This is a genomic window from Flavobacterium sp. P3_A6 (assembly GCF_056403035.1).
This window is the reverse complement of the sequence record NZ_JBFUGG010000003.1, coordinates 369,109-384,735: the sequence shown is the minus strand read 5'-3', so window position 1 is coordinate 384,735 and position 15,627 is coordinate 369,109. Positions and strand designations below refer to the sequence as shown.

The following is a 15,627-nucleotide window of genomic DNA, read 5'->3' as shown; positions in this document are numbered from 1 at the left end:
CTCGTCAAGATGATTCTGAACATAGTGTTGATTTACATAATTATGATCAATGCCTAAAAGTACTTTTTTAGCATTAGCTTTAAGCTGTTGAATTTCGGGTTTTTATTTGTTTTTAAGAGGATGAAGTTGTAATTCTAGTACAAAAAAAATCCCTATGTGTTTGATACATAGGGATTTTTACAAAATCAAGTGACCACGGAGGGGTTCGAACCCCCAACCCTCAGAGCCGAAATCTGATATTCTATCCAGTTGAACTACGTGGTCAGTACTAATTTTACATTTCTGATTTTAGAATTTAGCTTTTAAAATCAGAAATCTGTTTTACTTAAGTCAATAATTTTTTTACGATGGTAGAAATAGTTTTTCCTTCGGCAGTTCCACCCAATTGAGCTGATGCCAATCCCATTACTTTCCCCATAGAAGCTATTCCTGATGCGCCAGTCTCGGCAATGATTTTTGCGATTACCGCCTCTACTTCAGCTTCGCTTAATTGAGCTGGCAAGAATTTTTCGATTACTGCGATTTGTGCCAATTCTGGTTCTGCTAAATCCAAACGGTTTTGCTCCGTAAAAATTCTAGCGCTTTCTTTGCGGGTTTTAACCAATCTTTGAAGCAGTTTAATTTCATCATCAGCAGATATTTCTTCTTTTGATCCTGAAGCAGTCTGCGCTAATAAAAGTTCTGATTTTATAGCTCTTAATGCTTCTAATGCAACTGTATCTTTGGCTCTCATGGCGGTTTTGATTTCGTCCATGATCTGAATTGATAAACTCATAATATATTTTAAATTTTAGATTCTTGATTAACGGTTCAAACTGCAGACCGAAAACTGCAAGACTGAATACTTAAAAAAATGCCCCAGATGGAAATGAAAAGCCTTTTTGGGAGAAACTCTATTTTTTTCTTGAACTGGAAAAGCGACCGAAGGAAGCTCTTTCCTGTTCTTAGAAAAAAAGAGTTACAACAAAAAGCTTGTAATGTACAGCTGGATGAGGCCCGACAAATTTAGAAAATTTTACTGGTATTAACAACTACTTGTTTGATGCTTTATATTCAAAAAAACAGCCCGAAAATTGAAATGAATTTTCGGGCTATTTTAAAAAAAATGGCATTGTTAATCTACATTGTCATGCAGATATGAATTATTGGAACGCAATTGCAGGTCATTATTACTGTCTGTTCCTACTGATATTCTTGATGTCGAATTATTAGTTTGTGAATTATTTAGGTCTATGCCAAATCTTTTATAGGCAGGTTCTCTTTCTAATTCATCAACTCTTGACACGCTATCGTGAAATTTATAATTAAAATCTTTTAATTTTTTTCTTCTTTCTTCAGCTCTGAATCTTAGCGTTTCTTCGATCGTCATATCAATCGGAGAGTTGTTTTCCAAAGTTGGCGTTACTTCAGCAACTGGATTTACCACTTGTTTCATAGTGATATTCAATTCAGCGGGAATCTCTTCCTTCTCAATTTTGGCCACAGGTTTAGACTCCACTAAGTCATTCTCTGCTTCCATATATTCTTCCAACGAGTATTTAATAACACCGTTATCTGATAATTCGGTTACAGGCACAAACTGAACAGGCTCCACAACTTTAATATTGCGGGTCTCATTTGTCAATTCAAACAAGAAACTATTAGTTTCTTCCTGAACTTGAACAGCCTGCGGCTTGCTTATCGGCAGATCAAATGAAAAGGCAGTCTGTTCTTGTTTTTCTTCGAAACGAACTGGCTCTGGCTTTACTTCTCTAACAGATTCTATCACTGGGTTTGTAATTACAAAATCTATCTCTTTCATAGGAGACACAATTTCGAATGTCACATCCAGATTTCTAATAAATTCGGTCATGCCAATTAATTCGTCTTCATTGATAGAAGAAATTACAGGCTCTGGAATAGCTACTACATCTTCAACTAAATCAAAAACTATTCTATCTTCGGCAGGAGGAACTGCTGTTTCATTATTTAAACTAAAACCAGCAACTGGTTTTGCTGATAAATCAAAAACGCCTCTTTGCTCTTCTCCTAGTGTATGAATTATTTTCTTAGGCTCAACATTTACGATCTCGTTTTGCTGTTCTACATTAAATCCTGTAGCTATAATGGTTACTGCGATGGCATCCCCAAGTGAATCGTCTTCACCAACCCCCATGATAATGTTGGCATTTGAACCCGCTTCATATTGAATATGCTCATTAATTTCGGCAATTTCATCGATAGTAATTTCATTAGTTCCAGAAACGATAAGCAACAATACATTTTTGGCACCAGTAATTTTATTATCATTTAAAAGCGGAGAGTCTAAAGCTGCAATTATACCTTCTTTAGCTCTGTTTTCGCCAGATGAAACAGAAGATCCCATAATAGCAGTACCGCTGTTATACAATACTGTTTTTGCATCACGTAAATCGATATTTTGAGTATAGTGATGTGTAATTACTTCGGCAATTCCTCTTGAGGCAGTTGCCAAAACTTCATCCGCTTTTGAAAATCCGGCCTTGAAACCAAGATTTCCATATACTTCTCTTAATTTATTATTATTGATAACGATTAATGAATCGACTTGTTTGCGCAATTTTTCGATACCGATAAGCGCTTGTTCCTGACGAACTTTTCCTTCAAATAAGAACGGTAAAGTTACGATTCCAACTGTCAATATATCTCTTTCTTTGGCTAATTGAGCAATAACCGGGGCAGCTCCTGTCCCTGTTCCTCCACCCATACCTGCAGTAATAAATACCATTTTGGTATTTATATCCAATACTTTTTCAATATCAGCAATACTTTCTATAGCTGATTGGTGTCCTACATCCGGGTTTGCACCTGCTCCCAGACCTTCTGTTAAATTTGCTCCTAATTGAATTTTGTTAGGCACTCCACTATTCTCAAGTGCTTGAGAATCCGTATTACAAACGATGAAATCAACGCCTTTAATACCTTGTTTAAACATATGGTTTATGGCGTTGCTACCGCCTCCACCTACTCCAATTACTTTGATTACATTTGACTGATTTTTTGGCAAATCAAATGAAATACTTCCAAATTCTGTGTTGCTTGGCATCATGTGGGGTTTTAATTTTTTATTAACTTTATCACTAACTACTCTAGGCTTGGGGCAAAAAGGAATTCGGATAATTTATTTTATTCTGTTTTATTATTTATTTACTTACTCTGCGTTATCTAAAAATTCTTTAATCTTATCCACATATTTATCAAAAAACGATCTTCTAATTTTATTTTCTGTTGATTCTTCTTTTACAGGTTCTACTTGGAGTACTTTTTCAGGCTGTACATATACCTCTTCTTTTTCTTTTATTTCAACTACAGGTTCTCTGTAATAACTTACTTTTTCAGGAGCTATTGCTGCCTGCATTTTTACAGCGCTTTGAGTTTTATTCTCGATACTGTTCATTACCAAACCTACTGCAGTAGCATATAACGGGCTTGAAATCTCTTCATCTGAATTACCGGCTAAATGCTCATTTGGATAACCAATTCGAGTGTCCATTCCAGTAATATATTCTACTAGCTGTTTGATATGCTTTAATTGCGCACCGCCACCTGTAAGAACGATTCCTGCAATCAGTTTTTTACGGGGATCTTCATGACCGTAAGCTCTTACTTCGGTAAAAACCTGCTCAATAATTTCAACAACTCTTGCATTTATTATTTTCGAAAGATTTTTTAACGAAATCTCTTTAGGCTCTCTGCCTCTTAAACCTGGAATAGAAACGATCTCATTGTCTTTATTTTCTCCTGGCCAAGCAGAACCAAATTTAACCTTCAATAATTCGGCTTGCTTTTCTATAATCGAACAGCCTTCTTTTATATCATCCGTAATTACATTTCCTCCAAAAGGAATTACAGCCGTATGACGAATAATGCCATCTTTAAAAATAGCTAAATCTGTTGTTCCTCCTCCTATATCAATAAGAGCAACTCCTGCTTCTTTTTCTTCTTGACTCAAAACTGCATCGGAAGAAGCTAATGGTTCCAATGTCAAACCTGATAATTCTATACCCGAACTTTGAATACATCTGCCAACGTTCCTGATAGAAGAAGCCTGTCCTACTACAACATGAAAACTGCTTTCCAACCTTCCGCCATACATTCCGATTGGCTCCTTAACATCCGATTGACCGTCAATTTTAAATTCTTGAGGCAATACATGAATAATCTCTTCTCCTGGCAGCATGGCCAATTTATGAACCTGATTGATCAATAAATCAATATCGCTTCCACCTATAACTTCTTCAGGATTATTTCTGCTAATGTAATCGCTATGCTGAATACTTCTAATATGTTGACCTGCTATACCTACTACAACATCTTTTATTTTATAACCTGAATTATTTTCAGCTTCAAGAATCGCTTGCTGAATCGATTGGATAGTTTGCGTAATATTATTTACAACGCCTCTAGCCACGCCTAAACTTTTAGATTTGCCAACACCTAAAATTTCAAGTTTGCCATACTCGTTCTTTTTGCCTATCATGGCAACTATTTTCGTCGTCCCAATATCTAGACCTACTGCAATATTCTCTTTTTCCATTTTCTATTATTTTGTGCAAACTACTTGTTCCGTAAATCTGAGATCTATTTTTTTATATTTATACAAAGAACTGTCCAAACTTACTTTTTGAAAAAAAGCTTTATAGTTTTGAAATTTACGTTCTACATTTATCAAACTTCCAAAATCAATTTGATAATTATAATTTCTATTGAGCATTAATAAGCTACCATTAGGCATAATCTGTATGCCAATGATGTTTTTTCTCAAAAACGCATCATCATAAATTATCTTAAATAATTTAAATAAATCTTTGTTATTTTTCTTGTTTATCTCCCCAGAAACAAGTGGAACCCGAGCTGTAAAATTCGCTGATAAGGGCATGGTATTACCCTCACTGTCAATATAGAAGGAACCCTCATCATTAAAGACTCTTGCAATAGGCGTCTTTTGTTTTACAACTGCTTTTAGAACACCATCGATACTTACATAAACATCTGCGTTCTCGATCATTTCTTGAGCATTTAATACTTGCTCCAGTTTATTCAAATCTAGCCTATCTTTTCTTATGCTTTTAGCATTCGAATTATTTTCTATCAACAATTTATTAACCGTTTCGCTTTTTAAAAAAAGAGAGTTATCGCCTACAAAAACAACTTCTGCTTTAGTCAATTTTCTCTTAGAATTTCTTTTGGACGTAAACGAAAAAAGAAAAACTACCAAACAAAACATTAGCAATAATCTTACATTATTCCAATTAAAGACTTTCATATAACGCTTTTTTAATTGAAGGAACCATTTCACCTAAATCACCCGCTCCAATCGTTACAATTACAGTGGCCTCGCTAGCTACAATTTCAGAAATTAAATCTTCTTTACTCACAATTTTTTTATGCTCATTTGTAATTTTATCCATAAGCCATTGTGAAGTAATTCCTTCCATTGGCAATTCGCGCGCCGGATAAATTTCCATCAGAAAAATTTCATCAAAAGCCGATAAGCTTTTAGCAAAATTATCTGCAAAATCTCTTGTTCTGCTAAATAAATGCGGCTGAAAAACAGCTAATACTTTTTTGCCTGGGTACAATTCCCTAACTGCCTGATGAACAGCATTTATTTCGGTAGGATGATGTGCATAATCATCTATATATACTAAATTTTCTTCTTTAATCTGATACGAAAAACGTCTTCTTATTCCTTTGAACGAATCTAAAGCCTTGGCAATACTATCAATAGGCGTACCGTATGTTACTGCCATTGCCAATGCCATTAAAGCATTCATCAGATTATGTTTGCCTGGCAATCCAAAACGTAAATCCTTAATAAGCCCAGTTGGGGTTTTTACATCAAAAACATAACTGCTGTTTTCTATCCTTACATTGAATGCTTGAAAAACTGACTCTTCATTTACCGCACAAACAACACCTTCAATAGGCAATTCATTTGTTATAAAAAGATTATTTTTATCCTCTACTTTATTTGCAAATTCTATAAACGACGCTTCAATAGCATCACTTGTGCCATAAATATCCAAATGATCGGCATCCATTGAAGTAACACATGCAATATTTGGGTGCAAATGCAAGAACGAACGGTCAAATTCATCAGCTTCAACAACCGTAACTGTTTTACCGTTTCCTATTAAATTAGAATCATAATTCTCAACTATTCCTCCTATAAAAGCCGTAACATCGGCGCCGCTTTCATATAAAATGTGACCCAAAATACTAGAAGTAGTTGTTTTTCCATGTGTTCCGGCTACAGCAAAACAAAAAGTGTCCTTGGTAATAATCCCCAAAACTTCGGCTCTCTTTTTTAATTCATACCCGCGTTCCAAGAAATAATTCCATTCTGAATGCGTAAACGGCACAGCTGGCGTTATAATAACTAATGTATTTTCAGCGTAATAATTACTTGGAATCTGACTGATATCATCTTCAAAATGAATATCAATACCACTTTCAATTAACTCGCTCGTAAGGATGGAAGGTGTTTTATCATAACCTGAAACCTGCTTCCCAATGGCTTTAAAATAACGGGCCAAAGCACTCATCCCGATTCCTCCGATCCCTATGAAATAGACGTTATGTATTTGATTTAAATTCATTTTGTTTTATTTTTTATTATCTCTCTTACATTCAACAGATTTTGTCAAATGACTGATTTCTTTATTTAACCAGCTTGACAATTTCGTCAACGATTTGAGCTGTTGCATTGGGCTTAGCCAATAGCTTAATATATTGACTTAATTGTTCCTGCTTTCCCTGATCTTTTATCAGAGATTCAAAAACCAAACCGAAGTCTTCCTCCAACTGCGATTCTTTGAGTAAAATTGCTCCTTTTTTATCCACTATTGCCTGAGCATTTTTAGTCTGATGATCTTCGGCAACATTAGGAGACGGAATAAAAATCACTGGTTTTCCCACTATGCTCAGCTCCGAAACCGATGATGCGCCAGCTCGGGAAATCACAATATCTGCGGCAGCATAAACCAAATCCATTCTTTCTATAAAAGCCATTACCTGAACATTATATTTATTGTATTTTTTATAATCATCAAAATAAAATTTCCCGCATTGCCAGATAACCTGAACATTTAATGAAAGTAATTTATCCAGTTCCTTTTCGATTAACTGATTAATCCTTCTGGCTCCAAGACTGCCACCCAAAACCAATAACGTCTTTTTATTTTTATCTAATTTAAAATACGTTAAAGCTTCTTCTCTTTTAGACTGAATATCTAATAAATCCTGACGAACCGGATTCCCAGTAACCGTAATTTTGTCTTGAGGAAAAAATCTTTCTAAATGATCGTATGCAACACAAATGCTATTTGCTTTACTGCTCAATAATTTATTAGTAATCCCGGGATATGAATTTTGTTCCTGAATAACTGTTGGAATATTCATGCTATTAGCCATTTTCAGCAATGGACCACTGGCAAAACCTCCAGTTCCTATAACTACATCAGGCTTGAATTGTTTAATGATTTTTCTTGATTTCCATAAACTATCAATAAGCTTAAAAGGAAACATTGCGTTTTGAACCGTCAATTTTCTCTGCAGACCGGCTATCCAAAGCCCTTTAATTTCATAACCTGCTTGAGGCACTTTTTGCATCTCCATTTTGTCTTTGGCTCCGACAAACAAAATATCGGCATCCGGAAAACGGGATTTCAATTCATTTGCTATTGCAATGGCTGGGTAAATATGACCTCCGGTACCACCTCCGCTTAAGATAAATTTATGCTTTGTCATTGTGAAAATTTCTAAGTTGCTTCTTTTAATACTAAACTGTAACGAACTGCATTATTATATTATACTCTAATAAACCCAATTATTTTAACACCGCTTTCATTGGGTTATTTGAATTATCCGTAATTGAATAATTGCCTGTGTCAAAATTGTCATTTACATTTTTAAAATCTGCCTCTTCGAGATCTGCTTCCATTTCTCTATCTATAAGCTTTTGAAGAATTTCTTCTCTTTTTTCTTTTTCTAATTTTTCTTGGGCTATTTCTTCTTCTTTTTTAGTCACGCTCAAAATAATTCCGAGTCCAAAACAAGTCATCCAAATAGAGCTTCCCCCACTGCTTATTAAAGGCAGCGTTTGTCCTGTTACCGGCAATAATTCAACTGCAACAGCCATATTAATCATGGCCTGAAAAATCATTGGAAAACCTAAACCTATTACCACTAATTTTCCAAAAAGGGTATTCGCTTTATGGGAAGCGACAACAAATCGAAATAATAGAAGCAAATACAAAACCAAAACTCCTAACCCTCCTACTAGCCCATATTCTTCAACAATAATGGCATAAATAAAATCGGAAGAGGATTGTGGCAAGAAATTTTTCTGAACACTTTTACCAGGACCCAAACCATATATTTGCCCAGAAGCAATAGCGATTTTAGCCTTTTCAATTTGATAATCGTCTTCGTCGGCTTTATTGCTTGTAAAATTTTCAATACGGCTTTCCCATGTCCCAACCCTGCTGAAAAATTTAGAGTCAGGAAAAGTTTTTGACATTAGAAAAAACAAAATCAAAGTCAAAACACCAGAACCAATGATAAAAAAGATATATTTTAATGGATACCTCCCAATAAACACAAGCATTATAACCATTGCAAAAATCAAAGCCGTGGTTGAAAAATTGGCTGGCAGAATAAACATTAAAGTTATAAAAACCGGAGTCCAAAGTTCCCAAAGCGAAGATTTGAAAGTAATTGGAGTCTCTCTGGTTTTAGACAAATAACGGGCCACAAAGATGAATAAAATAATAGCCGCCAGAGTAGATGTTTGAAATGACAATCCGACAAAAGGAATCTGAATCCATCGGCTCGCATTGGCTCCGGCAATTACTGTACCCTTAATCAAAGTATACCCTAATAAGACCCAAACTATAGGCAATCCCGCTTTGGATATTGCTCTGAAATAATGATAAGGGATATTATGAACCCAATAAATAATCAATATACCAAAACAGATATGAGCTAAGTGTTTAACCAAATAGCCCAAAGTATTACCAGTACCATGACCTAAATAAGCCAAATTACTGCTGGCACTAAAAACAGGCATAAAAGAAAACAGAGCCAATAAGATCACGAATGACCAAATGCCTTTATCTCCTTTTAACTTGTTAATTAGTTCTTTCATTTTAAATTTAGATTTTAGATTTTAGATTTTAGATTTTAGACTTAACTTCAATTCAGAAATTGAAATCTGTTTTCTAAAACTTCAATTTATAGATTTTTAACCGCTTGTTTAAATTGTCTTCCTCTGTCTTCATAGCTTTCAAACAAATCAAAACTCGCACATGCAGGCGACAATAAGACAGTATCCCCTTTTTCAGACAAACGCTGCGCCATTTTAACCGCTTCGCTCATATTGTTTACTTCAACCATAATATCAACAACATTTCCAAAGGCATCAATAATTTTTTTATTATCAATCCCTAAACAAATAATAGCTTTTACTTTCTCACGAACGAGCGACATTAATTCATGGTAGTCATTCCCTTTATCAACACCTCCCACAATCCAAACAGTAGGTGTGTTCATACTCTCTAAAGCAAAAAAAACAGAGTTCACATTAGTAGCTTTAGAATCATTGATGTACTGTACATTTTGGATTTTAAGAACTTTTTCCAGACGATGTTCAACACCTTGAAAATTTGACATGCTTTCACGAATAGTAGTCTTTCTAATTTTCAGGATATTAGCCACCGAACTTGCTGCCATAGCATTTTTCAAATTATGTTTTCCTTCTAATGAAATGTGCTCTGTATCCATTGCGAATTCTTCTTGATTGATCTTAACTTCCATTGTGTTGTTTTTTATATATGCTCCTTCACTGCATTCATCTGTTAATGAAAAAGGAATTAATTTTGCTTTTACCGTATTATTTTTTAACCATTCTGAAATGGCTTCATCATTTGCATCATAAATAAGAAAATCCTCTTCCGTTTGATTCATTGTAATTCTAAACTTTGAATCGATATAATTTTGATATTTATAATCGTAGCGGTCCAAATGATCCGGACTTATATTTGTTATTATAGCAATATGCGGTTTAAACTCCACAATCCCATCCAGCTGAAAACTGCTTAACTCTATAACATAAAAATCATAATTATTATCTGCTACCTGCCAAGCAAAACTCTTTCCTACATTCCCAGCCAGCCCAACATTTAATCCTGCCGATTTCAGCACATGATATGTTAGCATAGTAGTGGTCGTTTTACCGTTACTCCCAGTTATTCCGATGCAGACTGCATTTGTAAAAGCTGCCGCAAATTCAATTTCGGAAATTACAGAAACACCTTTGCCTTTCAATTGCTTTACGATTGGTGATTTATCTGGAATACCTGGACTCTTCATCACAACATCAGCATTCAGTATCAATTCCTCAGTATGCTTTTCTTCTTCCCAAGGGATCTCATTAATAATCAACACCTCTTTGTAACTGTCTTTTATTTTTCCGAAATCGGAAACAAAAACATCATAACCTTGTTTCTTTCCAAGGATAGCAGTTCCTACACCGCTTTCTCCTCCTCCTAATATCACTAGCCTCATATATTATCTCAATTTCAGTGTGACAACAGATAAGATGGCCAGCATAATTGAAACTACCCAAAATCGTGTGACTATCTTACTTTCATGATATCCTTTCTTTTGATAGTGATGATGAAGCGGTGCCATTAAAAAGATCCTGCGTCCTTCTCCAAAACGCTTTTTAGTATATTTAAAATAACTTACCTGAAGTACGACTGAAAAATTTTCGACCAAAAAGATACCGCAGAATAAAGGAATAAGCATTTCTTTTCGTACTGCAATAGCCAGTACCGCAATAATCCCTCCAATGGTTAAGCTTCCTGTATCTCCCATAAAAACAGAAGCCGGATAGGAGTTATACCAAAGAAAACCAATTAATGCCCCTAGAAAGGAAGCTATAAATACGGTCATCTCTCCAGAGTTGGGGATATACATTATATTCAAATAACTGGAGAAAATAATATTACCTGACACAAACGTAAAAATCATGAGGGCAAAAACGGATACTGCGGAAGTTCCCGCAGCCAAACCGTCAATACCGTCGGTTAGATTAGCTCCATTAGAAACTGCAGTAATAATGAAAATCACAACTGGTATAAAAATTAGCCATGCCCATTTTTCGTAACCTTCACCTGTCCATGCTAATACTTCGGCATAATCAAACTCGTTATTTTTGAAAAAAGGAATTGTAGTTGCAGTTGATTTTTCCTCCAATGAAACTGGCTTAACAACGGTTTCGGTGGTTTGTTTAAAAACGTCAACCTTTCCCGTATCCGTTCTAACAGTAACTGCTGGGCTAAAATAAAGTACAGAACCAACAATTACTCCTAAACCTACCTGACCAAAAACCTTAAAAATACCTTTAAGACCTTGTTTGTCTTTCTTGAATATTTTAATATAATCATCAATAAAACCAATAATTCCCATCCACAAGGTGGTGACTATTAATAAAACAATATAGATGTTATGCAGTTTTGCAAAAAGTACAACAGGAACAAGAGTTGCAAAAATGATAATGATACCTCCCATTGTAGGCGTACCCGCTTTTTCATTTTGCCCTGCCAATCCAAGTTCACGTACCGTTTCACCAACTTGCTGTCTGCTTAAAAAACCAATTATGCGTTTTCCATAAATAGTAGACAGTAACAACGATAACAATAATGCCAAAGAGGATCTAAAAGTGATATATTGAAAAACCCCTGTACCGGGAACATCCATTACTTTGTCTAAATATTGAAATAAGTAGTATAGCATATTGTTTTTATTTTAATAGTTGATCTAAAATTTCTTTTACATTTTTCATGTCATCAAAATCATGACGTACTCCTTTGATTTCCTGATAAGTTTCATGACCTTTACCAGCAATCAATATAATATCGTTTGGTTGTGCCAATTGACAAGCCGTTTTAATTGCTTGAAATCTATCGGTAATTGACAAAACTTTTTTGAAATTTTGAGCCTGAACCCCTTTTTCCATTTCTTTAATAATCGTTTCTGGATCCTCATTTCTAGGATTATCAGAAGTTAGAATTACTTTATCGCTCAATTCTGTCGCGATATTGGCCATAACTGGGCGTTTTGCGGTATCTCTATTACCGCCACATCCTACAACCGTAATTAATTGTTCATTATTTGTCCGCACGTCATTAATCGTATTCAAAACATTTTCGAGTGCATCTGGTGTGTGAGCATAATCTACAATAGCTGTTATATTGGTTTTGGAAACAATATACTGGAATCGTCCAGATACGCTTTCCAATTCCGACATCAGTCGGAGAACTTCAAAACTGTCTAGACCTAGCTCGACTGCGGTTCCGTAAATTGCCAAAAGATTATAAGCATTAAAAGTTCCAATCAATTTCACCCAAACTTCATTGCCGTTTATTTTCAACAACAAACCAGACAGCTGATTTTCCAGAATTTGTGCTTTATAATCGGCATACGTTTTTAAAGCGTATGTCAATTTTCGGGCAGAAGTGTTTTGAAGCATTACCGGACCATTTTTGTCATCACTATTCGTCAATGCAAAAGCAGTATTGGGCAAGTGATCAAAGAAAGACTTCTTAACATCTCTATATTCTGCAAACGTTGGATGATAATCTAAATGATCATGAGATAAATTTGTAAATATTCCGCCTCTGAAATACAATGCTTCGGTACGTTTTTGATGAATGCCATGAGAGCTTACTTCCATAAAACAATATTCAACTCCTGCCTCTATCATTTCATTAAGGAAATAATTAATTGTAATAGAATCCGGTGTTGTATGAGTAGCTTTGTGTTCAATATCATCAACTAGAATTTTTACAGTAGACAGCAGTCCCACTTTAAAACCAGCTTTTTTAAACAGCTGATACAACAGTGAGGCAATAGTGGTTTTACCATTTGTTCCCGTAATACCAATTAATTTCAATTTTTGCGAAGGATTACCATAAAAGTTGGCTGCCATAAAAGCCAAGGCTGCATTAGTATCTTTTACGCAAACATAGGTTACCCCATTTATCAGATTTTCTGGAAGCGTATCGCAGATAATTGCTGTTGCCCCAAGACTTATTGCTTTTGCAATAAAATCATGACCATCTGAAATGGTACCGCGAATCGCTACAAAAGCATCATTTGCTTCAATTTTTCTCGAATCAAAATGTAACTGGTTTATAGCAATTTCGGTAGAACCTGTTACAGATTCTATCGCTACTTTATATAATATGTCTTTTAATACACTCATGATAATTCCAATAGAATTGATGAATTTTTTACAATATTCTGTCCAGCTTGAAGAGATTGTGTTTTAACTTTCCCCACTCCGACGACTTTAACTTTTAAACCCAAATTCCCTAATAAAGCAACAGCATCCATTCCAGCCATACCTTTGACATTTGGAATTACATTTTGTTTTTTTTGTGCCTTTGCATAATAGCTATTGTAATTACCGTCTTGTTTTTGATTCGGACGATCCAATTTCTTAATCACATTAGTTGAAGGCGTATCTGTAAATATTTTTTGGGCAATTCTTTTAAAAACTGGCCCGGCAACATCGGCTCCGTAATAATTATTTCCCGAAGTATTAGGTTTATGTACTACAACAATACAGGAATACTTAGGATTATCCGCCGGAAAATAACCAACAAATGAAGAAGCATAATGCTTATCCATTCCTCCGTTTTGAGCATAATTCATTTGAGCTGTACCTGTCTTTCCAGCCATAGAAAAATCCTTTGAATATAATTTAGACCCAGTTCCTTTTTTTACCACATTTGCAAGAACAGCCCTAACTTTATTTAATGTTCCATCAGAACAAATCTTCGGATTCATCACTTCAGTATTGTATTTTTTTATGGTTTTGTCCCATGCTTTTATTTCTGTTACCAACATTGGTTTTACCATAACACCATTATTTGCAACCGCATTATAAAACGTCAATGTCTGCAATGGCGTAACTGAAACTCCGTATCCAAATGCCATCCACGGAAGTGAAATATTAGACCAGTTTTTATCACTTGGCTGTGGTATAAACGGCACTCCTTCACCTCTAAAAGCCAACCCTAATTTTTTATTTAATCCAAATGAATTAACGTGATTTACAAATTTTGTCGGATTGTTTTTATAATTATTATATACCGCCTGAACCATTACTGTATTCGAAGAAAGCTCAAAACCGCGGGCTAATGATATTTTACCATAACCTCCTTCATGAGAATCTCTCACCTTGCGGCCAGAATAGGTAATTATACCTCCATGACTATCGTAAACAGTACTAGTATCGGCTACTTTATCTTCTAATATTGCAATTAAATCAACCAATTTAAAAGTCGAACCCGGTTCATGTGACTCAGCATAAGCATAATTTGTAGTCTCATAATACGTACCGTCATTACCTCTTCCTAAATTTGAAATCGCTTTGACCTGACCCGTTTTAGTTTCCATTACTACAACACAGCCATGATCTGCCTCATATTCTTCCAGCTGTTTTAACAAAGCATGGTGTGCTATATCTTGTATATAAACATCTATCGTCGAAATTACATCATAACCGTCTTGAGGCTCTACTTCGTTTACATCACGAATGGGTTTCCATTGCCCTTTGGCTATTTTTTGCTTTAATATCTTACCGTCTTTCCCGTTAAGGAACTCACGATATGCCCATTCAATTCCTTTACCGTCTGAGTAGCCTGTCAATTTTCTTTCATAACCAATACTGCGCTTGGCTATCTGCCCAATTGGATATTCTCTAACCGTTTTTTGCTCAACTATAATGCCCCCCTTGTAAGCTCCCAAATTGAATAATGGAAACCCTTTTATTTTCATATATTGAGTAAAACTCAATCCTTGAGCTATTAAATAATATCTGTTTTTATGTGCTCTGGCTTTTCTTAATTCGTTTTGAATTGTACTGCTGGATTTTTTAAGCAGCATTCCCAATGAATCCGACAATAATTTTACATTTTTTTCAAATACTTCCGCTTTTGGAGCAACTGCATCGAAACGAATTACATAATTAGGAATTGATGTAGCCAAAAGACTTCCATCTGCAGAATAAATGTTTCCTTTATTAGCAGGAATAACAAAATTTCTAACCGTTCTTTCTTTAGCTAACTCTCTGTAATGATCTCCATCAACCCATTGAATATTAGTTAATTTCACAGCAATAGCTATTGCCATCATAAAGATGAAAAAGGCAACCAGATAGGTTCTATAGGATATATATTTATCTTCTACTGCCATAACTTTTCTAAGAAATTTTTCTCTTCAGGTTCTTTAACTTCAATTTTTACAGGAGGCACAGTTGATGGAAAAATTTGTCTTTCTTCCATTTTGGCTGAAACCGTAGATTCCATTTTAAGTTTCATCAGTTCAGAACGTCTGTCTACAAATTCAGAACGCAATTCTTTTACTCTATTTGTCAATTCAACTATCTTAAACACTTTTTGCTCGTAACGCTGCGTATTGGCGATCATTATTATAGCAAGTAAAATCACAAAAACGATAAAACGCCAATTTTTGACAGCATTATCATCAATTAGGAACTGTGCTTTTAATATGTTATAAATTCCGCCTTTCATT

At 35.0% G+C, this 15,627-nt stretch carries 12 protein-coding genes and 1 tRNA gene; all 13 read right to left on the bottom strand.

All coding sequences use genetic code 11. From position 1 onward, the window contains the following. Positions 1-190: 190 nt before the first annotated feature. A tRNA-Arg gene (locus AC1DVP_RS05235) sits at positions 191-264 on the bottom strand. A gap of 61 nt (positions 265-325) precedes the next feature. Then, positions 326-775: a GatB/YqeY domain-containing protein gene (locus AC1DVP_RS05230; protein ID WP_100432003.1), complete on the bottom strand. Its 450-nt coding sequence runs from the start codon at positions 773-775 to the stop codon at positions 326-328. A gap of 339 nt (positions 776-1,114) precedes the next feature. Beyond that, the gene (ftsZ, locus tag AC1DVP_RS05225) at positions 1,115-3,064 is read right to left on the bottom strand and encodes a cell division protein FtsZ (RefSeq protein ID WP_477182517.1); all 1,950 of its coding nucleotides are present in this window, start codon (positions 3,062-3,064) and stop codon (positions 1,115-1,117) included. Positions 3,065-3,169: 105 nt separating this feature from the next. After that, complete coding sequence (gene ftsA, locus AC1DVP_RS05220; RefSeq protein ID WP_477182476.1) at positions 3,170-4,555, bottom strand: cell division protein FtsA; 1,386 nt, start codon at positions 4,553-4,555, stop codon at positions 3,170-3,172. Between the two features lie 6 nt (positions 4,556-4,561). Then, on the bottom strand, positions 4,562-5,284 hold the full coding sequence (locus AC1DVP_RS05215) for a cell division protein FtsQ/DivIB (protein ID WP_477182475.1): 723 nt from the start codon (positions 5,282-5,284) through the stop codon (positions 4,562-4,564). Next, positions 5,271-6,620: a UDP-N-acetylmuramate--L-alanine ligase gene (gene murC, locus AC1DVP_RS05210; RefSeq protein ID WP_477182474.1), complete on the bottom strand. Its 1,350-nt coding sequence runs from the start codon at positions 6,618-6,620 to the stop codon at positions 5,271-5,273. The genes AC1DVP_RS05215 and murC overlap by 14 nt, the downstream gene beginning before the upstream one ends. 61 nt (positions 6,621-6,681) lie before the next feature. Then, on the bottom strand, positions 6,682-7,770 hold the full coding sequence (gene murG, locus AC1DVP_RS05205) for an undecaprenyldiphospho-muramoylpentapeptide beta-N-acetylglucosaminyltransferase (RefSeq protein WP_477182473.1): 1,089 nt from the start codon (positions 7,768-7,770) through the stop codon (positions 6,682-6,684). A gap of 79 nt (positions 7,771-7,849) precedes the next feature. Continuing rightward, positions 7,850-9,169, bottom strand: coding sequence for an FtsW/RodA/SpoVE family cell cycle protein (locus tag AC1DVP_RS05200; protein ID WP_477182472.1), 1,320 nt, complete (start codon positions 9,167-9,169; stop codon positions 7,850-7,852). A gap of 86 nt (positions 9,170-9,255) precedes the next feature. Next, positions 9,256-10,587 (bottom strand): UDP-N-acetylmuramoyl-L-alanine--D-glutamate ligase, encoded by a 1,332-nt coding sequence (gene murD / locus AC1DVP_RS05195; protein ID WP_477182471.1) that lies wholly within the window; start codon positions 10,585-10,587, stop codon positions 9,256-9,258. 3 nt (positions 10,588-10,590) lie between these two features. Continuing rightward, positions 10,591-11,820 (bottom strand): phospho-N-acetylmuramoyl-pentapeptide-transferase, encoded by a 1,230-nt coding sequence (gene mraY, locus AC1DVP_RS05190; protein ID WP_477182470.1) that lies wholly within the window; start codon positions 11,818-11,820, stop codon positions 10,591-10,593. A 7-nt stretch (positions 11,821-11,827) separates the two neighbouring features. Beyond that, entirely contained in the window at positions 11,828-13,291 is a 1,464-nt protein-coding gene (locus AC1DVP_RS05185; RefSeq protein WP_477182469.1) for a UDP-N-acetylmuramoyl-L-alanyl-D-glutamate--2,6-diaminopimelate ligase, read from the bottom strand. Further along, positions 13,288-15,288, bottom strand: coding sequence for a peptidoglycan D,D-transpeptidase FtsI family protein (locus tag AC1DVP_RS05180; protein ID WP_477182468.1), 2,001 nt, complete (start codon positions 15,286-15,288; stop codon positions 13,288-13,290). The genes AC1DVP_RS05185 and AC1DVP_RS05180 overlap by 4 nt, the downstream gene beginning before the upstream one ends. Continuing rightward, a complete protein-coding gene (locus AC1DVP_RS05175) occupies positions 15,279-15,626 on the bottom strand; it encodes an FtsL-like putative cell division protein (protein ID WP_477182467.1) in 348 nt (115 codons plus the stop codon). Before AC1DVP_RS05175 ends, AC1DVP_RS05180 begins: the two co-directional genes overlap by 10 nt. Position 15,627: the final 1 nt, after the last annotated feature.